This is a genomic window from bacterium, assembly GCA_023145965.1.
Taxonomy (GTDB): Bacteria; UBP14; UBA6098; order UBA6098; family UBA6098; genus UBA6098.
On sequence record JAGLDC010000019.1, the window covers coordinates 16,370 to 38,144 of the forward strand.

Genomic DNA, 21,775 nt, shown 5'->3' on the forward strand with positions numbered 1-21,775 from the left:
GGCAATCATTCGCGTTTCATGCACAGGCGACAGCTTTTTTATGGCGGGCAAGCTTTTACTTGAGCATGATGGAGTGATATGAGGGGTCAATCACATATCGGATATTCAATCGGAAGTGCATTTGGTTTTCTCTTCACAGTGGAAGAAAAAGGTTCACCAGTGAGCTAGTTGTTGCGAAGTAGGGGCGATCCGCTTGATCGCCCGATGCAATCATGCTGGGGTAAACTGGTCTTTGGTCGCACCGCAGACCGGGCATGTCCAGTCGTCCGGAATATCCTCGAATGCAGTTCCTGCGGCAACGCCGTTGTCAGGATCGCCGGTCTCGGGGTCGTATTCCCAGCTGCAGATATCACATACATATTTCATCTTATTCTCCTTCGGTTTTTCTTTTTGATCGCCTCTAAAGGTCGGTGCGTTGGCCTGTGCTTTGCCTTTGAGGACAGTGTGGTAATATTTGTAAGTCATTGGTTTTTTGTTAGAAAGCACCTTCCCTCCGATAATCTCGGCGATGAAAATCGTGTGCGTGCCGACATCGAGGGAGTCCACAACTTTGCCCTCGATAGTTGAGACTGTGTGGTCGGTGACCACTGGGCAACCGTTGTTCCCTAGGCGATGGATGCACTGCGACATCTTGTCGGTGTCCCTTCCGGATCGGAAACCGAAGAGGCCGATCATAGTCATCGGTGTTTCCTCGTCGAGGATAGATATCGAAAGCAGGTGCGATTTATCGATGAACGAGTGAGTTAGGGTATTTTTATTAAGTGCTACCGCGATTTTCGGTGGTTCGGCGGTCACCTGAATGATCGCGTTGGCTATCTGGCCGTTATTACGCGTCCCATCGGTCGAGGAAACCACATAAAGGCCATAGGACAGATTCCAAAGGGCGCTCAAGTCTAGTGCATTAGTCATAGTTATTCTCCGAAGGTTTTTGAGTTCCAGCCCCAGTTATCCCGGTCATATTCGGCGAAAGTAACATAGATTCTATCCGCGCTTATGTCAGTGATTTCTGTGACTAGACAGGTTATTTGGGATGTTATTTCGTTTTTTTGTTTTTTAGATAACTCGCCAAGCAATCGAATATCGCAGAATGTGCAATTTCCTTTATTCCCACCGAAGAAGAGGTTTTCGCCGCAGGAGATGTCTATCATCACATATTTTTTGCTTTTACCAGCCGTTTCTTCCATTATCTTTTCGAAACCACTCTTTAACCTCGAACAATCTTCTTCAACCAAAATCTTCGAAATTCGGCAATCAATAAAGGGCATCCTTATCCTTTCGGTTGTTAAATACTTCAAAACTTTTTACTACAATGCCCTGCGTCGCAGTTTATATTGGACCGCATTGAGGTCTTTCAAACGCGGAGCGGTTGAGGCCACGTTCCGACAGGGAACCTTGGGATAAAAATTAAAATAACAGCGCACTACTCGATTTTCTCGGCCATATCGGCAGCAACCTTAAGGCCTAATTCACGGCACTTCATAAGGTCGCTGTTAGTGGGGACATATTTAATCTTTATGCTTTCCTGAGTTCGCCCGACCTTCATCTCGTCGAGGTTTTTCTCCAAAATGCCCACCGACTCACCACTCCAGCCGTAGCTCCCGAATGCTGTGCCGATAAGGTTTTGCGGCTTTAAGCCCTTTATATATGTCATCACATCGGCAACAGTAGGGAAAATGCCGTTGTTAAGGGTCGGCGAGCCGACCAACAGCGCACCAGCATCAAGGAGTTCTGTGGCAACCTCGCTTCGTGGACTCTGGTGAAGGTTGATAATCTTCACCGAGGCGTTGCCAGCAATAAGCCCCTCGGCAATCGAGCGCGCCAATATCTCCGTGCTTCCCCACATAGTATCGTAAATCACGACAGCTTTCATGGTCGGTTTCTGATCGACATACTCGCTATACCAGCCAATGATTTTCTCTACCCACTCTTTGCCGCGCCAGATAGGGCCGTGGTCTGGGCATATAAGCTCTATGTCAAGACCGAGGCCAGCGAGGTCCTTTAGAACCTTTTTTACTATCAGCGAATATGGCAAGACAATATTAGAATAATATTTGTCCGATTCGTTGCGTAGAAGAGCCTCATCGAACTGCTCGGCGAAACGCTCACCAGTCGCGAGATGCATCCCAAAAGCATCCTGAGAGATAAGTGCTTTTTCCTCTGGGATATAGGTTACCATAGAGTCCGGCCAGTGTATCATGCGCGTCTCGATGAAATCTAACGTAACGCCTCCGAGGTCGAGCGAGTCACCACTGGAAACGGCTTCGACTTCGATGCCATAATGAGAAAAAAGCGCCTTTTTCCCCATCTTAGAGGCAAGAACTTTCTTTGGTTTAATTTCACTTATCACTGACTTAAGGCAACCGGTGTGGTCAGGTTCGGAGTGGTTAGAGACTATGTAATCTATATCCTGTGGATCGACCACCGAGGCTATCCGCGATAATAATTCTGCTTTGAACGGTGCTTTCACTGTATCTAAAAGAACAATTTTTTCGCCCATCACAAGATATGCATTGTATGTGGAGCCTCGAGGCGTGTCGTAACCGTGGAAATCTCGAATCTTCCAGTCTATCGCTCCAACCCAGTATATGCGGTCTGTAATTTTAATAGCCTTAAATACTTCAGACATAATAGCCTTTCGCAAAAGTCCATCTTTATCTAAAAGTATAAATTAAAATTGTGTTTTGGCAAGAACGAACTATAAGATTAAAATAATGAATTTAATATGCAAAAAATAATGATAATTGAAAACAATAACAAAGACCGCTGGCGCGGGTGTGGGCAAAGGGATTTTTGCGCGAGGAAATTTAGCTATTATTAGTAATGGTTAAAATAGCAAAAATCGTGACAGCGGTTTTCGGCGAGAAAAGAGATAATTGAGATAGGTGTTCATCTGTTCTAACTTGTTGTAAGGCAATAAATAATACGAAAAAAGTAAAAAGAATACTTCTATAGTCTTGAAATTCTCAAGACAAATCATATAATAACTCGTTAATATTCGGGACATACAAAAGTAGCCTCGACTGTGCCACTCCTTAGGTGATTTGGAGAAAAAATGTCTTATCAATTCCTGAAAAAAAGAATCGAAGAAGAACTCCACCAAATTAAAGATGATGGCTTCTGGAAAACCGAACGCATAATAACATCGGGCCAGGGGAGCGAAATAACAATCAGTGGTGGGCGCAAGGTGTTGAATTTCTGTTCTAATAACTATCTAGGTCTCGCAAATCACCCACGCATAAAAAAAGCAGCGATAGAGAGTATTGAAAAATATTCCTATGGCCTATCCTCTGTAAGATTCATTTGTGGAACCCTCGATATTCACCGAGAACTCGAGCGTCGCCTATCTGAATTTTTAGGAATGGAAGATACAATTCTATATGTTGCCTGCTTCGATGCCAATGGAGGCCTATTTGTTCCTTTTTATAACTCTGATGACTCAGCCATCATTACTGACACTCTGAATCATGCTAGTATTATCGATGGCATTCGCCTCACTCGCGGGGGCAAACGATTCATCTTCGAGCATGGCAATATGGAAGACCTCGAAAAAAAACTTAAACAGGCCGAATGTTACCGCAATAAAATCATTATCACCGATGGTGTCTTCTCAATGGATGGCGATATAGCTAAACTCGATGAAATCGCGCCATTGGCTGAGAAATATGGTGCTCTATTTGCTGTTGACGATTCGCATGCTACCGGCGTTATAGGAAAAACAGGAAGAGGCACACCCGAATATCGCGGTGTCAAGGTCGATGTTATTACATCGACGCTGGGCAAAGCGCTTGGGGGCGGTAACGGAGGTTTCATCAGTGGGCCCAAGGAGCTAGTAGAGCTTCTCAGGCAGAGATCGAGACCATACCTTTTCTCGAATTCGATTGCTCCTGCCACAGTCGGCGCAAGCTTGGCAGTCCTCGACATAATCACAGAAACCACCGAATTTGTCGATAGACTCACCGAAAATACTAAATATTTTAGGAATAAAATTTCCAGCCTGGGCCTCGATGTTAAACCGGGTAATCATCCAATTACACCTATAATGCTACCCGAAGACCGTCTCGCTAATCAGTTCGCCGATGCTCTCCTCGAAGAAGGTATTTATGCCGTCGGGTTTTATTACCCTGTAGTTCCTAAAGGCAAAGCTCGCGTTCGGGTGCAAATTTCCGCATCTCATACAAAAGAACATCTTGACTTCGCTATAGAAGCCTTTGGTAAGGTTGGTAAGAAACTCGGCATTTGCGTTTGACAAATCCAACCCTCTCAAATATATTCTTATAATTTACAACCCAATTGTCATGGAGAAGTAATGCGAATTTCAATCCTCCCGATAATTGCAGTGATAGCTTTAGCCTTTTCTGCGATATCTGAAGACGACCCAACCCGCTGGGCGCCCGGTATGGTTCTCATCGAAGTCGAGCAAAACGAATTCGGAGACCCAATAATTGATAATGATGGTTTTGTTACAACGGGATGGCCGGAACTCGATCTTATCTGTAGAGACCTTGGAATCGAGCAATGGCAACGAATAATCCCTATAGCGCCGAACCCGGAATATCGCCGCCGTTGGCACTGGGTTGAGAGATGGTTCCAGTTCTATTTCGATCCCGACGTCACAGATGTTCCCACGGCAGTCGAAGCCTTAAGGGACGTCAAGGGTGTTAAGATAGTCGAGCCGAACTTTCGCGGTTCGCATTGCGCAACTCCCAACGATATGTTCTATTTAGGACACCAATGGTATGTCCGTAAGGTCGGCGCGGATAGGGTCTGGGATTTCACGCAGGGCGACACGACGATCATTCTTTCTGCGGTAGATTCGGGCGTCGATTATATCCATGAAGATCTGACGAATCTGATCTGGCAAAATTTGGGCGAAGACCTCGACGGCGACGGCATCGTTTTCATCCCCGGCGAGGGATTCGATCCCGACGATATTCAACAACTGCCGGACTCGTTCCCGGATTCGACATGGGACACCGACGGCAACGGCTATATCGACGATTTCATCGGCTACGATTTCGTTACTGGAGTTTATACCGACGCTTATCGCCATCCAACAGACCCATTAATTAAAGAGGACGGCCTCGATTACGATAATGATCCTAACGATTTCCGTTATAACGGCCACGGAACGCACTGCACCGGCACGATGGCCGCCGAGGCGAATAACCATATCGGTATCGCCGGAATTACATGGCATACGCAGATCATGTGTCTCCGCGCCGGTTATTACTCTCGCGATTGCAACGGCTACAACCAAAACGACGCCGTCCTTCGCGGCCTTCAATACGGCGTTTCTATGGGTTGTAGGATTTTCAATTTCAGCTATGGCGGCGACGACTCGAGCCATTTTGTCCACGCGATCATCGACACCATAGTCAACGACTGGGGTGCACTGATAACGGCGGCCGCCGGCAACGACGACACCGATTTAACACATTATCCTTCGGCATATCCGGAGGTTATCGCTATCGCGGCAACAAATCAATCGGACCAAAAGACCTATTTTTCAAATTATAGCCCGACGGTGGACATCTCCTCGCCGGGAATTGACATCGGCGCGACCGTGCCGACGTTTTATGAATGCCCTCCGGCGCCATGCGATATGGGATGGTCATCTAACTTCGCCTCGGGGTATGCAGATTTCCAGGGGACGAGCATGGCGGCACCGGTCGTCGCGGGTTGCGCGGCACTGCTCTGGAGTTTCTTCCCCGACAGTTCGAACCACTGGATTCGTAACCGTCTCGAAGATTACACCGACTACATTTACGACGTCCACGGAAATGGCTCTTTCGAGGCCGATTCGCAACTCGGCACCGGGCGGATCAATGTTTTCAAGGCTCTTGCCGCAGGTATATTCCCGTCGCTAACCCTCACCGAAGTTGCTTTCGACGATGAAAACGCCAATGGACGCCCCGAACCTGATGAAGAAGTGGTAGTCACTCTAACATACGAAAACAGCAACGACCCTACGTGGGCTGCCGCTGTTGGTGTCGAGTTGACTGTCACTACCGAAGACACCCTAATCATTATGCTCGACAGCATGGCAACAATTGGCACAATCCCACGCGGAAGCAATGGTTCAAACGATACCGATCCGATTGTTTTCAAGATGGACCCTGCATATCGTTATGGGCACTATGTCAATTTCGATGTTAAACTCACAACACCTGACCGTTACATTCTTATGTCGACGTTCCGGGTTATGGTAGGTTACCCCGAGCTTCTCGTAGCCTCGGTAGATACCACCTTTACATATATCAATAAAGTCATGGGCTCGCTTCGTTGGGGTGGAGTGCCTTATGATAGTGTTTATATCCCCGAAGGTCTTTCTACGGAGATTATGAACCGCCATCGTGCTATAATTTATCTCACCGGCGATGTTTCTGGTATGGATGTCCTCCCCGGATCAATCGAATCCGATCTTGAAACCTGGCTTACCGCTGAGGGGGGCAGGTTTCTCATGTTGACCGGGCAAGATCTTCCTGAGATGGCTACGCCTTCATGGCTTACGAGCAATTTTGGTGCTCAACATGAAGTCGATGTTGTGGCGTTATCTCTCGTTATGAACCTCAAAGGTGTCGATGGAGACATTATCGGTGATGGCATCGAGGATAACATAGCATTCGGCGGCGGTAGCGCAGTGAATCAACGATTTATGGGAAGCTGTAGCGCTATTGGCGATGGAATCCCCATGATGTATTATGATGCCGGCGATCTTGCGGATTCTACCTGCGCAGTGAGATATGAATCCCCAACTGGTTGGAAATCCATGCTTCTCGAGTTTGGAATTGAGGGTTTAAGCGATAGTATTCGTTGTACCTTCCTCGACAGAGCATTGAACTGGGCTAATATTTCATATATTTGGGATGTTCCCGAGCAACCGATTAAGCCTTATACTCTAAAACTTATGCCTCCGTTTCCGAATCCATTCAACAGCGCAGTGGCTATAGGTTTCGATATTCCCGAGCCAGCTAAGGTGGACATCGATATCTTCGACCTAAGTGGCAGGCTTGTGCGTAATTTCTCTATCCCAGAGGCCCAGTCCGGGCCAAATATTATTCGTTGGGATGCCAAACTTGAAAACGGCGACCGCCTTCCCACAGGGACTTACCTTTATCGGGTATCTGCGTTGGGCAAACATGCTAGTAGTAAGATTATATATGTCAAATAAATAGTATTTAAGTTCACAAAGGGGGAACATGAATAGCGTTCAAGGCGTTTTTATCACCGGAGTCGGTGGTCAAGGTATCCTACTCGCGAGTGAGCTTCTCAGTGAAACCGCGCGTCTGACTGGAATGGATGTTAAAAAAAGCGAGGTTCATGGGATGGCCCAGCGTGGCGGAAGTGTTGTCGGCCATGTTAAGTTTGGCGATAAGGTTCATTCGCCCATTATTAATAAGGGCGAGGCCGATGTTCTTCTTTCTTTCGAGAAACTCGAAGCCTTGAGATATATCAACTTTGTTAAGCCCGGCGGTATGGTTATCGTTAATAATCAGGAGATAGCCCCCGCGCCAGTTGCTGCAGGTGTTATGGATTATCCAGCCGATGCTTGGGATAGAATACACGCTGCGATCCCAAATGCGCTTCTCATCTCGGGTATGGATATAGCAAAAGAGGCCGGTAACACTAGGGCCACTAATGTAGTCCTTCTGGGTGCTTTGAGTTCCTTTTTGCCTTTCGAGATGGATCTATGGAAACAAGCCATCGAAAACGGAGTTCCACCAAAGTTCGTCGAGATGAATCTTAAGGCCTTCGATTTAGGAAGAAAGGCTGCAGGTAAATAATGTCCTGCGACCGAGAAGCAATTAACCTTCGCGAATGCAATTGCACATATCCATGCGAAAAAAAGGGTAAATGTTGTGAGTGCATTGCCTATCACAGAAAAAGGAATGAGCTTCCGGCCTGCTATTTTAATAAAGAGCAGGAGAAGACCTATGACCGCTCGATAGAATATTTCGTGCGAACCCACATAGCCTGAGGGCTGAATTGACACTGCGAATTCTTCATATCGCCGATGTTCACATCGGAGATCGTCGCTATGGGCGCTGGGATCCCACGCGCTCGGTTAACTCACGCCTTGACGATCAGCGCAAATGCCTTAGTTACCTCTCGAATAAGGCTATTGAAGAAAAAGCACACGCAGTAGTTATTGCAGGAGATATCTACCACACAAAATCGCCTACTCCTTCCGAGGAGGATGTTTTTGCAGAATTCATCGCCCAACTCTCGGAAAATGGCATTCATATTTTTGCCATAGCTGGTAATCACGAGCGCCCCACATCGCCAGGGCGTGCTTCACCGCTCACTCATATCGATACGCTGAAGATACCATTTTTTCACCTATTCACATCTGCTGGGGTTAAATCAATAGATATTGGGGACGAGACCATTTCGGTTGTGGGTATTCCATGGCCGTTGCGTAGTGAAATGGAGGCTGCGGGCTTCCCGATTAAGGACCTATCTGCCAATTCGCTTGTTTGGGATAAATACATATCTGATCTTCTTAATCGTCTTGTTGCTGAAATACCGGAGAATTCGATTCCTATTCTAACTGCGCATCTTTGGACAGCAAATATAGCAGGTTGCGGAAGATATAATATTCGCGGCGAGCCGGTTTGCCGTGCCGAGACTCTTGTTAGAGTTCCTTTCCGATATATAGCGCTAGGTCATGTTCATTCTCACAATATTGTATGGAATTCCCCACTCGCGCTTTACTCTGGAAGTATAGATAGAACCGACTTTACAGAATCTAAAGAAAAAAAAGGCGCGATTTTGGTCGAAATTGACGGTGATTTGACCTCATGGACTTTTATCGAGACGCCTGCGAGACCTTTTATTTCAATAGAGATGGACCTTTCCGGTTTTCCGAAACCAACGGAATCGGTTCTCGAGCGTGTGAGGTCTCTCGATCTCGAGGGAGCGATACTTAGGATATTGATTACTCAACAAAAAGGCGATCCGCCCATCGATGGACGAAACATTCGGCCAAAATTGACCAAACCTTTTCATATTCAGGTTCTACGTAAAGTTGTTTCCGAGGATGATAAATCGTTGTTATTCAAGGCTTTTACTCCTTTTTCCGCTCTCGAGGAATATATGAAGAGAACACCTGAATATTTACCATATAAAGACAAGCTAATGGAGCTTGCAAGGCTAATAGCTGAGGAGGTTTCGGAGAGGTGACGCCCGTTTGTCTAACTATCGAGGGTTTCAGGAGTTATCGCGAAGCGGTTGTTCTCGATTTTTCCGGTATTCGAAGGGCATGTGTTATCGGCCCGAATGGTTCCGGTAAGTCCTCCATTGTAATGGCGCTTTTATGGGCACTTTTCGGTAAATCCAGTGCGAGGAATAACCCCAGTCTAATCAATTCAAAATCTGCTGGTGCCCGCGTCGAACTTATTTTTGATTCCGACAACAAGCGTTTCAGGCTAATCAGGGAGCTAAAAGGTTCTCGCAGGACTGCTTCGGCGGAACTTGCCATTTTAGACAACGGCTCGCCGGAGATAATCGCAGAGGGTGTTCGTGATGTCGATAACGCAATTTCACGAATTCTTCATATGGGTTATGATGATTTCATTTCTGCAAGTATTTTTGTTCAAGGCGAAGCGAGTCGTTTCTCGACAATGTCTCCAGCCCATCGAAAGGCCTTTTTTTCCAAGATTCTTGGTATCTCTCTTTGTGAGGAGATATCACGTATTGCGCGCAGTCGTGTCCGAGAAATGGAATCGGAAAAACGGGCTCGCCAAGAGGAGATTGAAAGGCTCGAAGCTGAGATTGAATCATTCGAGCCCTCTGTAGAACGCCTCGATGAATGCCGATTAAATTATTCGATCCTGAAAAAAAGCAGCGAGAAAGCAAAGAGCGAACTCGAAATCATCAATCGTAGGAAAAAGGAAATAGACCATCTCAAATACAAGATAACCTCCGGTGAAACGGCCATCGAGGCTATAGAAAATGAAATACGAGGTCTAATCGAGGAGATAGCCTCCGATGATAGGCGTCTCGAAGATATTCTGGTGAAAATCAAAGACAAACAGGCCATTTTGTCTAAACTCGATGACCTTAAAGACAAGGAAAAGCGATTTGCTGAGCTCGAGATTGCCTTTGTTTCCACGGCCGAATTTCGCCAAGATTTAACACGCGAAGAGCAGATAATCGCTGAATGGAAAAGTGATCATAGAAACCGTATCGCCCTTCTCGAAACGAAAGCGGGAGGTTTTCGCGGCGAGATCAATAAATTACAGCGGATTCTATCGAGAGAGATTGATTTGACTGAGAAGCACCAAGAGTTCGTTGCTGTTACAAAGACTGTCGAATCGTTGAGAAGGGTGAAAAAAGAGGCTGATCATCTTAAAAACCGCATTATTGAACTTACAGCGAATATTTCCGCTGAAAAAAGAAGGCTCGATGATACTGCCAATAACTATCGAAAGAGAATAGAGGATATTCAAAAGGATATTCTTTCTCATAAACCCGATGAACTCATCGTCGAGATTGATGTTTTAGGGAAAGAGATTATCGGCTTACGAGACCTGGAAGTGGAACTTGAAAGCACTCGTGCCCTTTGGACAGAAAAAAGCAGCGCCAAAGCGGCAATCGAAGCGGAAATTGGAAGACTCGAAACTCAAATCGAGGAGGAATCTAATAAAGTTTCGTTGATAGAAACATCGGGATCCAGTGAATGTCCTCTTTGCGGCCAGCCACTCGATGACAAGCATCGTGGCAAGGTTTTTATCGATCTACTTGCAATACTCGATAGTAATAAACGAGTTCTTATCTTAAAGAAAAAAGAACTTAATAAAATTGCTCTCGCTCTCGATGAAATTAAGTCTCGTGGCGAAAGATTAAAGGCAAAATCTTCAAGCCTTTCTGAACTAAGCGATAAACTTCTCCAAAAAAAGGCCACACTATATTCTCTCCAAAAGAAGCAAAAAGAAAAGACCGATTTTGAAGACAGCCTTAATACTGTCGAGCAAGCTCTTGCGGATTCGGATTTTCTTCCCGAGGAACGGGAAGCACTTGAAAGCCTGCAAGAACAATATACTAGAAAGGCCGTTTCGGAGGAGTTTATCACAAGTTCCTTTGAGAAGCTCGATTCCCTCCGCGAAAGCGAATACGAATTCCTTAGACTTCCCGAGTTTAAAAAGGAGGCTGAAAATCTTCAAGTCAAGTTTGATAAAATAAAGTTATCTCTTAAAAAAGAACGCGATAATTTCGAATCTTGCTCGGAGGTTTTGATAAACATATCGAAAGTTGACGAATTGAAACATCGCCTTGCCGAGATAGCATATGATAAAAATGAGCATAAAGCCTTGAAGGATAAGCTTTCCGCTGTTAAATCTCTTATCGAGAGACTTCACTCCATAGAGATGGTCGAAAATACCGCGATGGAGATAGAGAAAAGGGCAATTAGAACTCGGGAAAAGCTTCATTCCATGCAAATTCGCAAAAAAGAAGCCGAGAAAAAGAACGAAATACTCATGTCGCAAATGCCAGATTCCACCAAATTTTTGCACGAAATCGAATTAGTGGAACAAAAGAACGCCACTATCGCAAAGGATTTTACAGCTTGCGTTATTGAGCTATCGAAAGCGGAGCTAGAGGTCAAAACCCTCGAGTCAATTAAAAAAAGACTTATTACTACCGATGGAAAATTAACTGAGCTCCTCGATAAAGAGCGAATTCACCGCCTTTTAGCAACAGCAATGGGTAAAGATGGCGTTCCGGCATTCGTAATTTCGCATTCGCTTCCGGAGATAGAGCGAGAAGCAGACGAGCTACTTGCTCTTCTTTCCAGCGAAGAGATGGCGGTGCATCTTTCACCCGAAGAGGATAAAGACGATCTTCGTTTGCGAATCTCCGACTCCGATGGCGAGCGCCCTTACGAAAGTTATTCTGGTGGCGAGAGTTTTCGCGTCGATTTCGCATTGCGTCTGGCGCTTTCACGTTTCCTTGCAAAGCGAAGCAGCGCCGAGCTTTCCATGCTAATAATCGATGAGGGTTTTGGCACTCAGGATAGCGAAGGGCTCGCGCTGTTAATCGAGGCGCTTCGTTCGGTGGAAAATGAGTTTTCATTGATACTCGTGGTTACACATCTTGAAAGCTTGAAAGAGGAATTCGACCAGATAGTCGAGGTCAGGAAGACCACGAAAAGAGGAAGCTATCTGAATATTTATGTTTAGCCACCACAGAGGTTTGAATCGGTCTAAATACGCCTTATGAAATGTGAATAGATAGATTAAATCCCTATTTAGGGCTATTCGGCTGAACGGAGTATTCGGATTATCTCGCCGGGATTTTCGGCTTCGCGCAGCTCTTTGCGTATCTCCGCAGAATACAAGATACTCGCGAGTTTCGATTCAATTCTAAGGTAGATTTTGTCATCGTAAGGCGGAGAAACCATCACGAAAAAAAGGTCCACCGGTTTGCCATCGTTAGAATCCCAGTCGATCGGGTAACTCGTTTTCGCGAAACCTAAGGTGAGATCGCGAGCGTGTATAGTGCGAACATGTGGAATTGCTATGCCGTGGTCTATCGCGGTGGATGCTTTGCGTTCGCGGTTAATAAGGTCGATTAGAATCTTGCGCTTATGTTGAATGTTACCCGATGGGCAGATGATTTCGACCAGTTCTTCGATGACCTGTTCGCGCATTTGCACCACAGAAGGAAGTCCCGGCTCATCTTCATCTGCTTCGACTGATATCTCGTGCCATTCTTGTGGCTTCTCGAGCTCGAGTCGGATTGTCTCCGTGGTCAGGAGTCTGGATATTTTCGCTTCTTTTGCCGTGTTATTCCTCTATCGATCTATGTGATACCATCTCGCTCGCAGATACGAATTCTATTCCCCATTTATCTAGGCTTGGTAAGATTCTTTTGATTGCTATTATAGTATTTGGGCGCGCGTGGCCGACTATTAACATACCATCTTTGGTTTCCCTGCTTCTTAATGCCAAATCGATGAATTTACGCGCAATAGCCGAGGTGTCGTCCACGACATCTATATTGCCATCCTGTGAAGTTACTGGTATTCCGCACTTTCCGATTTCCTCTTCGGCGCATGTGTAAACCGAGGTTCGGCTATCGATATAAAAAAGCCCACTATTTTTAAGCGCTTTTCCAACAATACACATGGTTTTTTTGTCCGCAGTAGCCCTGCTTCCCATGTGGTTGTTAATACCGACTGCTTTTGGAAGGTTGGCTATAGCTGTTTCGATGCGTTTTATAATTTCTTTCTCGGGTAAATCGACGAAAATAGCCTTTTCCCCGGGATCTACTTTTGGATAAGCATCCGGTTCCATCGGCATATGGACTATTATCTCGATCTCCTTTGCAACAAGTGCTGCATAAACCTCCGGTGTAAATTCTTCGAAAGGCATAACGCTGGCAGTATATGGAATTCCCAGGTCGAGAAATCCCTTTATTTTATTGAGAGGAAGCGCTCCAAAGTCGTCTATAACTAAGCACACCTTGCCTTTAAGGGGTTCTTTTTGTTCTCTTGAGACTTTTATTCGCCGTGTGATTATGCCTCCGAAACCTGCTTGAATTGTTATTTGGCGCCCGAGTTTATTTTCAATACAGTCGATTATTTCTCCTCCGGCACTTCTCCACGATGATTGGATAAGGTGATTGGCCATAGACATTGGGAATGCGCGCGAGATTTCCGCGCGTATTTCAATAAGGTCTCTGCCTAAACCCTCAATTTGGCCGGCTTTGCGAATATGCAGCTCACTTTTGGGTGCACCAAGTTTGGCTAAGGCATTAAAGAGTGCCTCATCTAGGTTATCTTCGGTGGTCGGTTGTTTACTGCCATTTTTAACTGTGTATTCGGCTATCGATTCATTTGCTTCGTCGTTGGAGTTTATTGTATCGATTACAGGAGAAGGTGAGGTTTCGGAAGTCTTTTGGTGAAATACTGAGTAAAGAAGAAACACAAGCGCAGTGATAATTATTGTGCCAAGGGCGATTCCAACAACGAGCCGCCATACCTTAGATGGAGGTTTCTTACTACGTTTTTTTCTGTGGTAAATTTGTGCCATTAATCAACCTTGAAATAAAAATCGTGCCGAAGATGGCTCTTTAAAACATATTTTAAAATTAGTTTTAGCATTGTGTTAATTATCTCTGAATCCAGTGCAATGACAACAACATTCAAACCGCGTGATCGAAAATAAGAAGTGTTTTGCATTACACCTATTACAAATAACCATAAATTTCCAGCAACATCCTCAATTTCTACAAGTTCGGTAATTCCAACAGATTCCAATTTGTTTTTTTAATATAATGAAAATGTTTCCTCTTCTGCAATAAAAACCGTAGCCACAGGTGATTTTTTTTACGATTTTATAATATTCTTTTTTCGAATGCGTTTTTATCGGCGAATAAATCCCATGTTCTTAACGCCGAAGGCTAGCATGGAATAAATTATTTTTTACAAATCCTGCCATTATTCATTTTTTGGCATGGAAAGGGCCTCGGTTGGGCATCTCTTAACGCATTTGCCACAGAGAATACACTTGCCTGAATCTATCACCGGTTTACCATCGATGAGTTTTATGGCATCAGTTGGACACACTCGGGCGCAGATTCCGCAGGATATACACTTTGCTGAATCAAGAAGAGGTTTATTCGATGGAGTTTTTTCTGTTTCTAATTCATCGGATTTTTCTTCTTTTTCAGACACAGGTTTAGAGTATTCAGTCTCTTCATATTCAGTTATTTCTTCTGTTTTTGGAATACTGTCATAGGTATTCTGAGCGGCTATTGTCGGTTCGACCAAACTGGATGGCTCGATATTTTTTGACATTACTTCGCTATTATCCTCGATAATCTTCGAAGCTTGTGCTGTTGTATCTCTATAAATTGCTGAGATCGGGCATGTTTGCGAACACAAACCGCAGGAAATGCATTTTGATGGGTCAATCACTGCGCGCCCTTTTTCCATAGATATTGCGTCTATTGGGCAAATAGGAACACATTGAGCACAACCGATACATTTATCCGAATCGACTTTATATTTATTTTCTATTCCCTGGGATAGTATAGTAAAAGCAAATAAAGCAATCAATGTTACATATTTTTTATACATAAGAATTACCCTTTAAAATAAGAAACTCGGGCGCGAAAGACTCGAATAAATTCCGCTTATGATTATTACTTTGTTTCTTGAACAAACGAGTATGATTTTTTATGAAAAACTTAACATATTCTGGGAAGTGGTGCACCTTCCGGTTCGATTAAGAGCCTTTTACCGCCCGAAGGAGTTCTTAATACCACACCCTCGCCTTTTTCCACATGGCCTATTATCGCGGAATTTGTGCCTTCGGCATGCGACTTAAGCACATTGATTAAATCCGAAGCATATTCACTTTGGACGATAAAGAGCATTCTTCCCTCACAGGCCATGAAAAGCGGTTCATATCCAAAAAGTTCGCACATGTTATAGATTTGCGGTAGAATTGGAATATCGCTTTCATTTACTACAAATCTATTCCCGGATTGAGATGCTAATTCGTTTAGAATACCCCCTAAACCGCCGCGTGTGGGATCTCTCATAGCGTGTATCTGAGGAACCTTATCAACAGCTTCTTTCACCATGTTCCAAAGTGGCGCACAGTCGCTCTCTATTGGAGGATCTCCGAGAAGCCCTTCGCGAGCGGCGACCACGGATGCAGCGTGCCGCGCAATATCACCGCTTATCACCAGAGAATCGCCGGGTTGAATCAAAGCGGGCATCCGCGGAAAATCTTTTATAAGACCCACACCGCTAGTTGTGATATAGATTTTATCCCCCTTGCCTTTAGGGACAACCTTAGTATCTCCGGCCACAATATTCACACCTGATTTCTTGGCAGCAAGCGCCATACTATCGACATAGTGCTCCAGGTCGATTAGGGCTAGGCCTTCTTCGAGTATAAACGCTGCAGCAATCATTATAGGTTTGGCTCCGAGGGCAGCAAGGTCATTAACAGTGCCGCAGATAGAGAGTTTGCCTATATCGCCTCCCGGGAATTTTGAGGGATCAACCACAAATGCATCGGTGGTGAAAGAGATTTTTTCCCGGCCTAATTCCATTGAAGCTGAATCGCAAAGCTCTGAGAGAATGGGATTATTAAATCTGTGGATGAATAGCTCTTTAATAAGCCGAGTTGTGGCTCTTCCGCCTTCGCCATCTATGAGTCTTATATGCTTCTTAAATTCCATAGTCTTGTAGAATAGATATTAATGTTGTAAAGTCAACGAAGTCTTGATATACCATATTAAGTAAATCGCAAAAGAATAAATGAAAATCGGCTTTTTAGTGGTTTGAGGCAGTTAGGTTTTGGCGAATAATATTCTCCAGTTCATAGGAATCGAGCGCTTTTGTTCTGGATTTCTCCTGCGAATGGATGAAATAAGGTTTTTCTTGCTTGGTGTGAAGACTCAGGGCGAGATCATTTTTACCTCGATTTTATTCTGTAATCAATATTCCGGGCACAGGAACAAATTTTGGCACATGAAATAAGAAGAATGAAAAAAATATTACTAGAAGGGAAAAATGAATGTAGTTATGTAAGCTTGAAGGATAAAATTGAAATTCTTTTAACAAACGGAAAGGACAAAACCTTGACAAATAACAATAAATTATTTACTTTTAATAAAATTATACCTTGGTTTTAATATGAACGATGAACAAGTAATCACCGTCTTTTCAGTGCTAGTAGCAGAAAATCCAGGCGATCCGCGTTTTGCCCGGCTAGGTGATACTTATATCAAAAAAGGGAATCTGCGCAAAGCCCTCGAGGTTCTCACTGCGGGCGTTGGGGCTAATCCTACGTATTCTACTGGCCAGCAAGTGCTGGCACGTGCGCTATTGAAAGCTGGTTATTTAAAAGAAGCACGCGATAGATTCGAGATCGTTCTTCGTATAGACCCGGGGAATGCTGTAGCACTGTGGGAAATCGCCAGAATAGATTTTAAGCAAGGTAATACAGAGGATGGTATAGAACGCCTCAAGGGGCTTCTTTGCATAGATCCTTTCGATGAAAAGGCGAAACGGGAGTTAAATAACCTCAATGTCGAGGTTGATGATATAGAGGCACCACCGCCACCGCAGGAAAAAAAGGCTGAGATTGCTTCAGCGCAGGTGCCCATTTCACCACCCACAACGCGCCTCGAATTAGATACCCCAAAGGTCAGCTCGGGACCGTCCTTAAACGAAATAGCCTCGGTCGAGAAGGAACTCGAAGAGCTACTCAAGATGGACATCTCCAGTAGCGATGAAGCCAAGGGATTGGGGCTAGAGGAATTCCCTTCTCTGGGGGAGGGATTTCTCGAACGAGAAAGTAGTCTTGAGCCTGCAAAGGGTGGCGAAGAAGAATTTACACCCAAAACAGCCAAAGCACCTGAAACACCGCATGCTGCTGTGGTTCCCACGAAAACGGATAATTTCCTCAACGTGCAAAAGATGGTCCAGAATTCACTCGAGGAGGCCGTTTCTTCTATCGAGGATTCAATGCCAGCCTTCGATCTTGGAGAGATGGAGACTTCTGTATCCGAGCAGCCAGAACCGGCGCCCCCTCAAGAAACACAGGCCCCGGCATTCGATGTAGGATCGGACGATATGCCATCATTAGGTATGGATGAAGCGCCAACATCGCACACAGCAGCCGAGGAAACGGTCAAGATTGAGGAACAAACTGCGTTCGAGCATGGAGTTATTGAAGAGGAGATGCCATCATTTGATGCGGAGGCTCCTGCCAAGAAATTTGATTTCACCCCCCCCTCTCAAGAAGGGGCACAAGAAACTTCTGCTGTTGCTGGGTTGCAGGATATTACAGAAGATAAGGAAGAGGCCGAGGAAATCGGTGCAGGTTTCAATTTCACGTCTCCACCCGAGGAGACACCGGTATCCCACAAAGAATCACAAGAAGCCGAAGAAAATTCTTCGGAGGATTTCTTTGATTTTACTCCACCAGAAAAGCAAAAATCAGCTCCTATTAAGCACTCCAGTATTGAGGATGCTCTCAAGCAGATCGAGGTAGTTAGCGAGCCAGAGGAAATCGAAGAAGTCGAAGAATCCGAAGAAGCCTTTTCGGAAGACGTTTCAGAACCAATTTCGCAAAATGACGAAAGTGAAAATGTAACTGATGACGATTTGCCTGTTTTCGACATGGGTTCGTCAGAACCCGAGCAAGAGCAAAGTATTACGGGTATTGGAGGATATCAATTTACTGAGACTATCTCGGATAGCCCGACCTCGGACTCCGATGAAGAGGTTTTTGAATTTCGTCATGAGTTTCAACCAGCAGATGAGCCAATCGAACTCGAGGGTTTTGAAGGGCCGACCGAGTTTAATCCACCAAGCAATAAACCTGGCGGGCCGGAGTTCGCCGAACTCGATTTTGCGGATGAACTCGATGGAATAGCTCCAAGGGAAGAATCCGTCGAAACACCACAGGAAAATCCCGTTGTGGTTGAAGAGGCTGATGATTCCGATCTTTCCGACGAGCCTGAGATGCAGACGGTTACTATGGCGGAGATTTATGCCGGTCAAGGCGAGATAAAAAAGGCCATTTTGGTTTACAAAGCTATTCTTAATAGGACTACAGAGCCAAGCGAAATTGACCGCGTCGAAAAGAGGGTCGAACATTTGCAAAAACTTCTATTGTCCGGCTCAGATGCTGGTTCTTCCTGATAATAAAACAATATCGGCTCCTCTTGCAGGAATTTCCGACACCGTATTTTGTTCATGGGCATTGAAATATGGCGCGGGTTTGGTTTTTAGTGGAATGATCAGCGCTGAGGGAGTTCGCAGAAAAACCCAGAAAACTTTATTTCTTCTCGATATTGCTCGGAAAGTCAAACCGATAGGTATTCAGCTTTTTGACGATAAACCTTCAGCAATAGCCGAAGCAGCTCCAATCATTGAAGACCTTGGTGTTGAGTGTATCGATATAAATTTTGGTTGTCCTGCAAGAAAGGTCATTAAAAAAGGCGCCGGTGTTTCCTTAATGGCGGATCTAAGCAAAATGGAGAGCATTATGAGCGCTGCGGTTAAGTCTGTTTCCATTCCCGTTAGCGCAAAGATTCGCACTGGACTGGATGACGAGTCATTATTCAAAGAGGCTATTCTTCGTCTTTCGGATGCCGGAGCCGCTTTTATTACTCTCCATGCTCGAAGCCGTAAACAGGGTTTCTCTGGCCATGCCGATTGGAGCAAAATAGCCGAAGCCGTCGAATTATCGCCGGTCCCGATTATTGGAAATGGTGATGTAAATTCAGCGGAGAGCGCGGTTAGGATGATAAAGGAAACCGGTTGTTCGGCGGTTATGATAGGAAGAGCCGCATTGGGTAATCCTTGGATATTTTCTCAGGTATCGAGTGCGCTCACTGGAGGCGAAATACCACCCGAGCCTTCTTTGGATGAAAGGCTTGCAGCCTGTTCAGAATTCATTTTAGATATGGGTGAATATTTTGGTGATCTGCTGGCAGGCAAGTTGGTTAAAAAACATGTGGGTTGGTTCACAAAAGGGATGCCGGAGGGGAGAGCAATTCGGAGCGAAGCCTATAAATTCGATAAAGCAAGTGATATAGCTGAATTTCTAAAAAAAGAAAGAGGGAAAAGTGCCAGTTGATGTTATCGGTCGTGTAACAGAAAAGCGTATAGTAGCGCGCGATACATTGAGACTTGTTGTCGATGCTCCTAGTATTGCCGAGGTTGCCGTGCCGGGGCAATTTGTGATGTTAGGGCAATCAGTTCCAACTTCCGACCCTTTTCTTCGCAGACCGTTCGCTATAGCTGGTGCGGGATGGGGGAGGATCGAACTTTTAATTCGAGTTGTTGGTTTGGGTTCAGCTTTATTGGCCAGTGTCGATGATAATGATCAAATAAAGATATTGGGGCCTCTGGGTAATGGTTTTCCGACTCCATCGGGTGAAGTTTTTTTGGTTGCCGGCGGAATAGGCTTAGCCCCCCTTCTTTTTGCTGAAAGAAAATGGCCAAAATCCCGGCTTCTCTATGGTGAATCGAACAGGGATTGGTTATGCGATCTTTCTCGTGAAAAGACCTGTTTTTGGGAGGTTTCAACCGATGACGGTAGCGAGGGGTTTCGATGTACTGTAGTCGATCTATTAAAAGCAAAACTCGAGACTGAGAAAGCTCCGGTTTATGCTTGTGGCCCAGAGGCTATGCTTTCAGCGGTAGCTGAATTGTGCAAGAGCGTCGGTGTTGAGTGCTATGTTTCTCTCGAAGAGCGAATGGCTTGTGGAGTTGGTGCGTGTCAGGGATGTGTAATTTATACCGAAGACGGATATAAGCGTGTTTGCAAAGATGGCCCTGTTTTTTCAGCTCAAAAGGTCAATTGGGAGGCTTTAAATGATAGATCTGGCCGTTAATGTTGGTTCGCTAAAACTCAAGAATCCTGTTCTTGTCGCGAGCGGTTGTTTTGGTGTAGGCCGTGAATATGCCGAGGTTTTCGACCTATCGATTCTCGGGGGTCTGGTTACGAAAACAGTTACGTTAGAACCGCGCGAGGGTAATCGACCACCGAGAGTCTGGGAAACCCCCTCGGGAATGCTTAACTCAATCGGTCTTGCTAATCCAGGAATAGACGCTTTTATTAAACAGGAAATACCGTTCTTGAAGAAGCTGAATTGTGCTTGCGTTGTAAGTATAGCGGGAAAGAAATTTGAGGACTTTTCTGCCCTTGTTAAGAAGCTCGATCCTATAGCTTGTGTTGATGCTATCGAGATAAACATAAGTTGTCCTAATGTCAAAGAAGGAGGTCTTGCCTTCGGGACATCGCTAAAAGTAGTCAATGATCTTATTATGCTTGTTCGCCCACTGACGGAAAAACCACTATGGGTAAAGCTTACTCCGAATGTTACAGATATAGTGCAGATTGGTAAAGCAGCTGTCGAGGCGGGCGCAGACGCTTTGTCTGCAATTAATACTTTGCAAGCCATGGAGATCGATATAGGTAAGAGAGTGCCTCGAATAGGTAATGTTTTCGCCGGTCTTTCCGGGCCTGCTATAAGGCCTGTAGCTTTAGCTAAGGTTTTCACGTTACATAGCGCACTTCCGGGGGTTCCTATCGTTGGAATAGGCGGTATTTCCGAGGCGAGTGATGCCATCGCTCACATGCTTGCCGGCGCGAGTGCTTTCCAAATAGGCTCGGGTATTTTCAGAACACCAGTTTTGCCAGTTGAAGTTATACAGGGGATAATAGAATATTGTGATTTTTATGATGTCAGTAAGGTTTCGGATTTAACCGGGGGTCTGAAAACCGAGGGATAAATGAGAAAGAGAAGTTTAGGCGCATTATTTCTTGCTGTTTCACTGTTTTTTTGCAGTTGTATTGCTGCACCCCGGTATATTGCCAGAAGGCCTGTGCGTGGTCATCCCGGGGAGTTTGAATTTAATGAACAGGTTGGTATTGCAAGTTATTATGCAGATCAATTTCATGGAAGACCAACTTCGAGTGGTCAAATTTTTGATATGAATGCCCTTACTGCGGCTCATCGCACTCTTCCGCTCGGGACTATAGTAATAGTGACTTTATTGGAAACGGGCAAATCCGTTGAAGTCCTTGTTAACGACCGGGGTCCCTTTGCGAAGGCTAGGGTTTTGGACCTTTCTAAGGCAGCGGCTGAGAAAATCGGTCTTTTCGATAGAGGAACAGGATTAGTGAGCATTAGGATAATCGATTCGATTGATAGAGACTGAGTTATGTGAATTTATAAGTCCAAGAAAGATTTAAAAGTAACTCTAAAAGAATAGGTTATTATATTATTTAAA

Annotated in this window: 17 protein-coding genes; 10 read left to right on the forward strand and 7 right to left on the reverse strand. The window is 45.0% G+C overall.

Going from position 1 to position 21,775, the window contains the following annotated elements:
• Nucleotides 1-210: 210 nt before the first annotated feature.
• The 3 genes from KAH81_02355 to KAH81_02365 form a co-directional block, all read right to left on the reverse strand.
• On the reverse strand, nt 211-909 hold the full coding sequence (locus KAH81_02355) for a rubredoxin (GenBank protein MCK5832487.1): 699 nt from the start codon (nt 907-909) through the stop codon (nt 211-213).
• A 2-nt stretch (nt 910-911) separates the two neighbouring features.
• Nucleotides 912-1,184, reverse strand: coding sequence for a tautomerase family protein (locus KAH81_02360; protein MCK5832488.1), 273 nt, complete (start codon nt 1,182-1,184; stop codon nt 912-914).
• Nucleotides 1,185-1,420: 236 nt separating this feature from the next.
• Nucleotides 1,421-2,626 carry an FprA family A-type flavoprotein gene (locus KAH81_02365; GenBank protein ID MCK5832489.1) on the reverse strand — a complete coding sequence of 402 codons (1,206 nt, stop codon included), beginning with the start codon at nt 2,624-2,626 and terminating at the stop codon, nt 1,421-1,423.
• Nucleotides 2,627-3,052: 426 nt separating this feature from the next.
• On the opposite strand from KAH81_02365, the gene kbl reads away from it, so the two are divergent.
• The 5 genes from kbl (at nt 3,053) to KAH81_02390 (ending at nt 12,182) form a co-directional block, all read left to right on the forward strand.
• Nucleotides 3,053-4,246: a glycine C-acetyltransferase gene (gene kbl / locus KAH81_02370; protein MCK5832490.1), complete on the forward strand. Its 1,194-nt coding sequence runs from the start codon at nt 3,053-3,055 to the stop codon at nt 4,244-4,246.
• A gap of 60 nt (nt 4,247-4,306) precedes the next feature.
• The gene (locus KAH81_02375) at nt 4,307-7,171 is read left to right on the forward strand and encodes a S8 family serine peptidase (GenBank protein ID MCK5832491.1); all 2,865 of its coding nucleotides are present in this window, start codon (nt 4,307-4,309) and stop codon (nt 7,169-7,171) included.
• A gap of 28 nt (nt 7,172-7,199) precedes the next feature.
• Nucleotides 7,200-7,784 carry an indolepyruvate oxidoreductase subunit beta gene (locus KAH81_02380; protein MCK5832492.1) on the forward strand — a complete coding sequence of 195 codons (585 nt, stop codon included), beginning with the start codon at nt 7,200-7,202 and terminating at the stop codon, nt 7,782-7,784.
• 202 nt (nt 7,785-7,986) lie between these two features.
• Entirely contained in the window at nt 7,987-9,183 is a 1,197-nt protein-coding gene (locus KAH81_02385) for an exonuclease SbcCD subunit D (protein ID MCK5832493.1), read from the forward strand.
• Complete coding sequence (locus KAH81_02390) at nt 9,180-12,182, forward strand: SMC family ATPase (GenBank protein ID MCK5832494.1); 3,003 nt, start codon at nt 9,180-9,182, stop codon at nt 12,180-12,182. Before KAH81_02385 ends, KAH81_02390 begins: the two co-directional genes overlap by 4 nt.
• A gap of 74 nt (nt 12,183-12,256) precedes the next feature.
• Here KAH81_02390 and KAH81_02395 read toward each other — a convergent pair whose 3' ends face one another.
• The 4 genes from KAH81_02395 to hypE form a co-directional block, all read right to left on the reverse strand.
• Entirely contained in the window at nt 12,257-12,652 is a 396-nt protein-coding gene (locus KAH81_02395) for a PTS sugar transporter subunit IIA (protein MCK5832495.1), read from the reverse strand.
• Nucleotides 12,653-12,788: 136 nt separating this feature from the next.
• Nucleotides 12,789-14,036, reverse strand: coding sequence for a divergent polysaccharide deacetylase family protein (locus KAH81_02400; GenBank protein MCK5832496.1), 1,248 nt, complete (start codon nt 14,034-14,036; stop codon nt 12,789-12,791).
• A 407-nt stretch (nt 14,037-14,443) separates the two neighbouring features.
• Complete coding sequence (locus KAH81_02405; GenBank protein MCK5832497.1) at nt 14,444-15,085, reverse strand: 4Fe-4S binding protein; 642 nt, start codon at nt 15,083-15,085, stop codon at nt 14,444-14,446.
• A gap of 110 nt (nt 15,086-15,195) precedes the next feature.
• The gene (hypE, locus tag KAH81_02410; protein ID MCK5832498.1) at nt 15,196-16,200 is read right to left on the reverse strand and encodes a hydrogenase expression/formation protein HypE; all 1,005 of its coding nucleotides are present in this window, start codon (nt 16,198-16,200) and stop codon (nt 15,196-15,198) included.
• A 457-nt stretch (nt 16,201-16,657) separates the two neighbouring features.
• Here hypE and KAH81_02415 point away from each other — a divergent pair, with 457 nt between their 5' ends.
• Genes KAH81_02415 through KAH81_02435 form a run of 5 tightly spaced genes read left to right on the forward strand, consistent with a single transcriptional unit; the run spans nt 16,658 to nt 21,703 of the window.
• Nucleotides 16,658-18,673: a hypothetical protein gene (locus KAH81_02415; GenBank protein MCK5832499.1), complete on the forward strand. Its 2,016-nt coding sequence runs from the start codon at nt 16,658-16,660 to the stop codon at nt 18,671-18,673.
• Nucleotides 18,657-19,613: a tRNA dihydrouridine synthase DusB gene (gene dusB, locus KAH81_02420; protein MCK5832500.1), complete on the forward strand. Its 957-nt coding sequence runs from the start codon at nt 18,657-18,659 to the stop codon at nt 19,611-19,613. Before KAH81_02415 ends, dusB begins: the two co-directional genes overlap by 17 nt.
• Nucleotides 19,603-20,373: a dihydroorotate dehydrogenase electron transfer subunit gene (locus KAH81_02425; protein ID MCK5832501.1), complete on the forward strand. Its 771-nt coding sequence runs from the start codon at nt 19,603-19,605 to the stop codon at nt 20,371-20,373. The genes dusB and KAH81_02425 overlap by 11 nt, the downstream gene beginning before the upstream one ends.
• Nucleotides 20,357-21,274: a dihydroorotate dehydrogenase gene (locus KAH81_02430; protein MCK5832502.1), complete on the forward strand. Its 918-nt coding sequence runs from the start codon at nt 20,357-20,359 to the stop codon at nt 21,272-21,274. Before KAH81_02425 ends, KAH81_02430 begins: the two co-directional genes overlap by 17 nt.
• The gene (locus tag KAH81_02435) at nt 21,275-21,703 is read left to right on the forward strand and encodes a septal ring lytic transglycosylase RlpA family protein (GenBank protein ID MCK5832503.1); all 429 of its coding nucleotides are present in this window, start codon (nt 21,275-21,277) and stop codon (nt 21,701-21,703) included.
• Nucleotides 21,704-21,775: the final 72 nt, after the last annotated feature.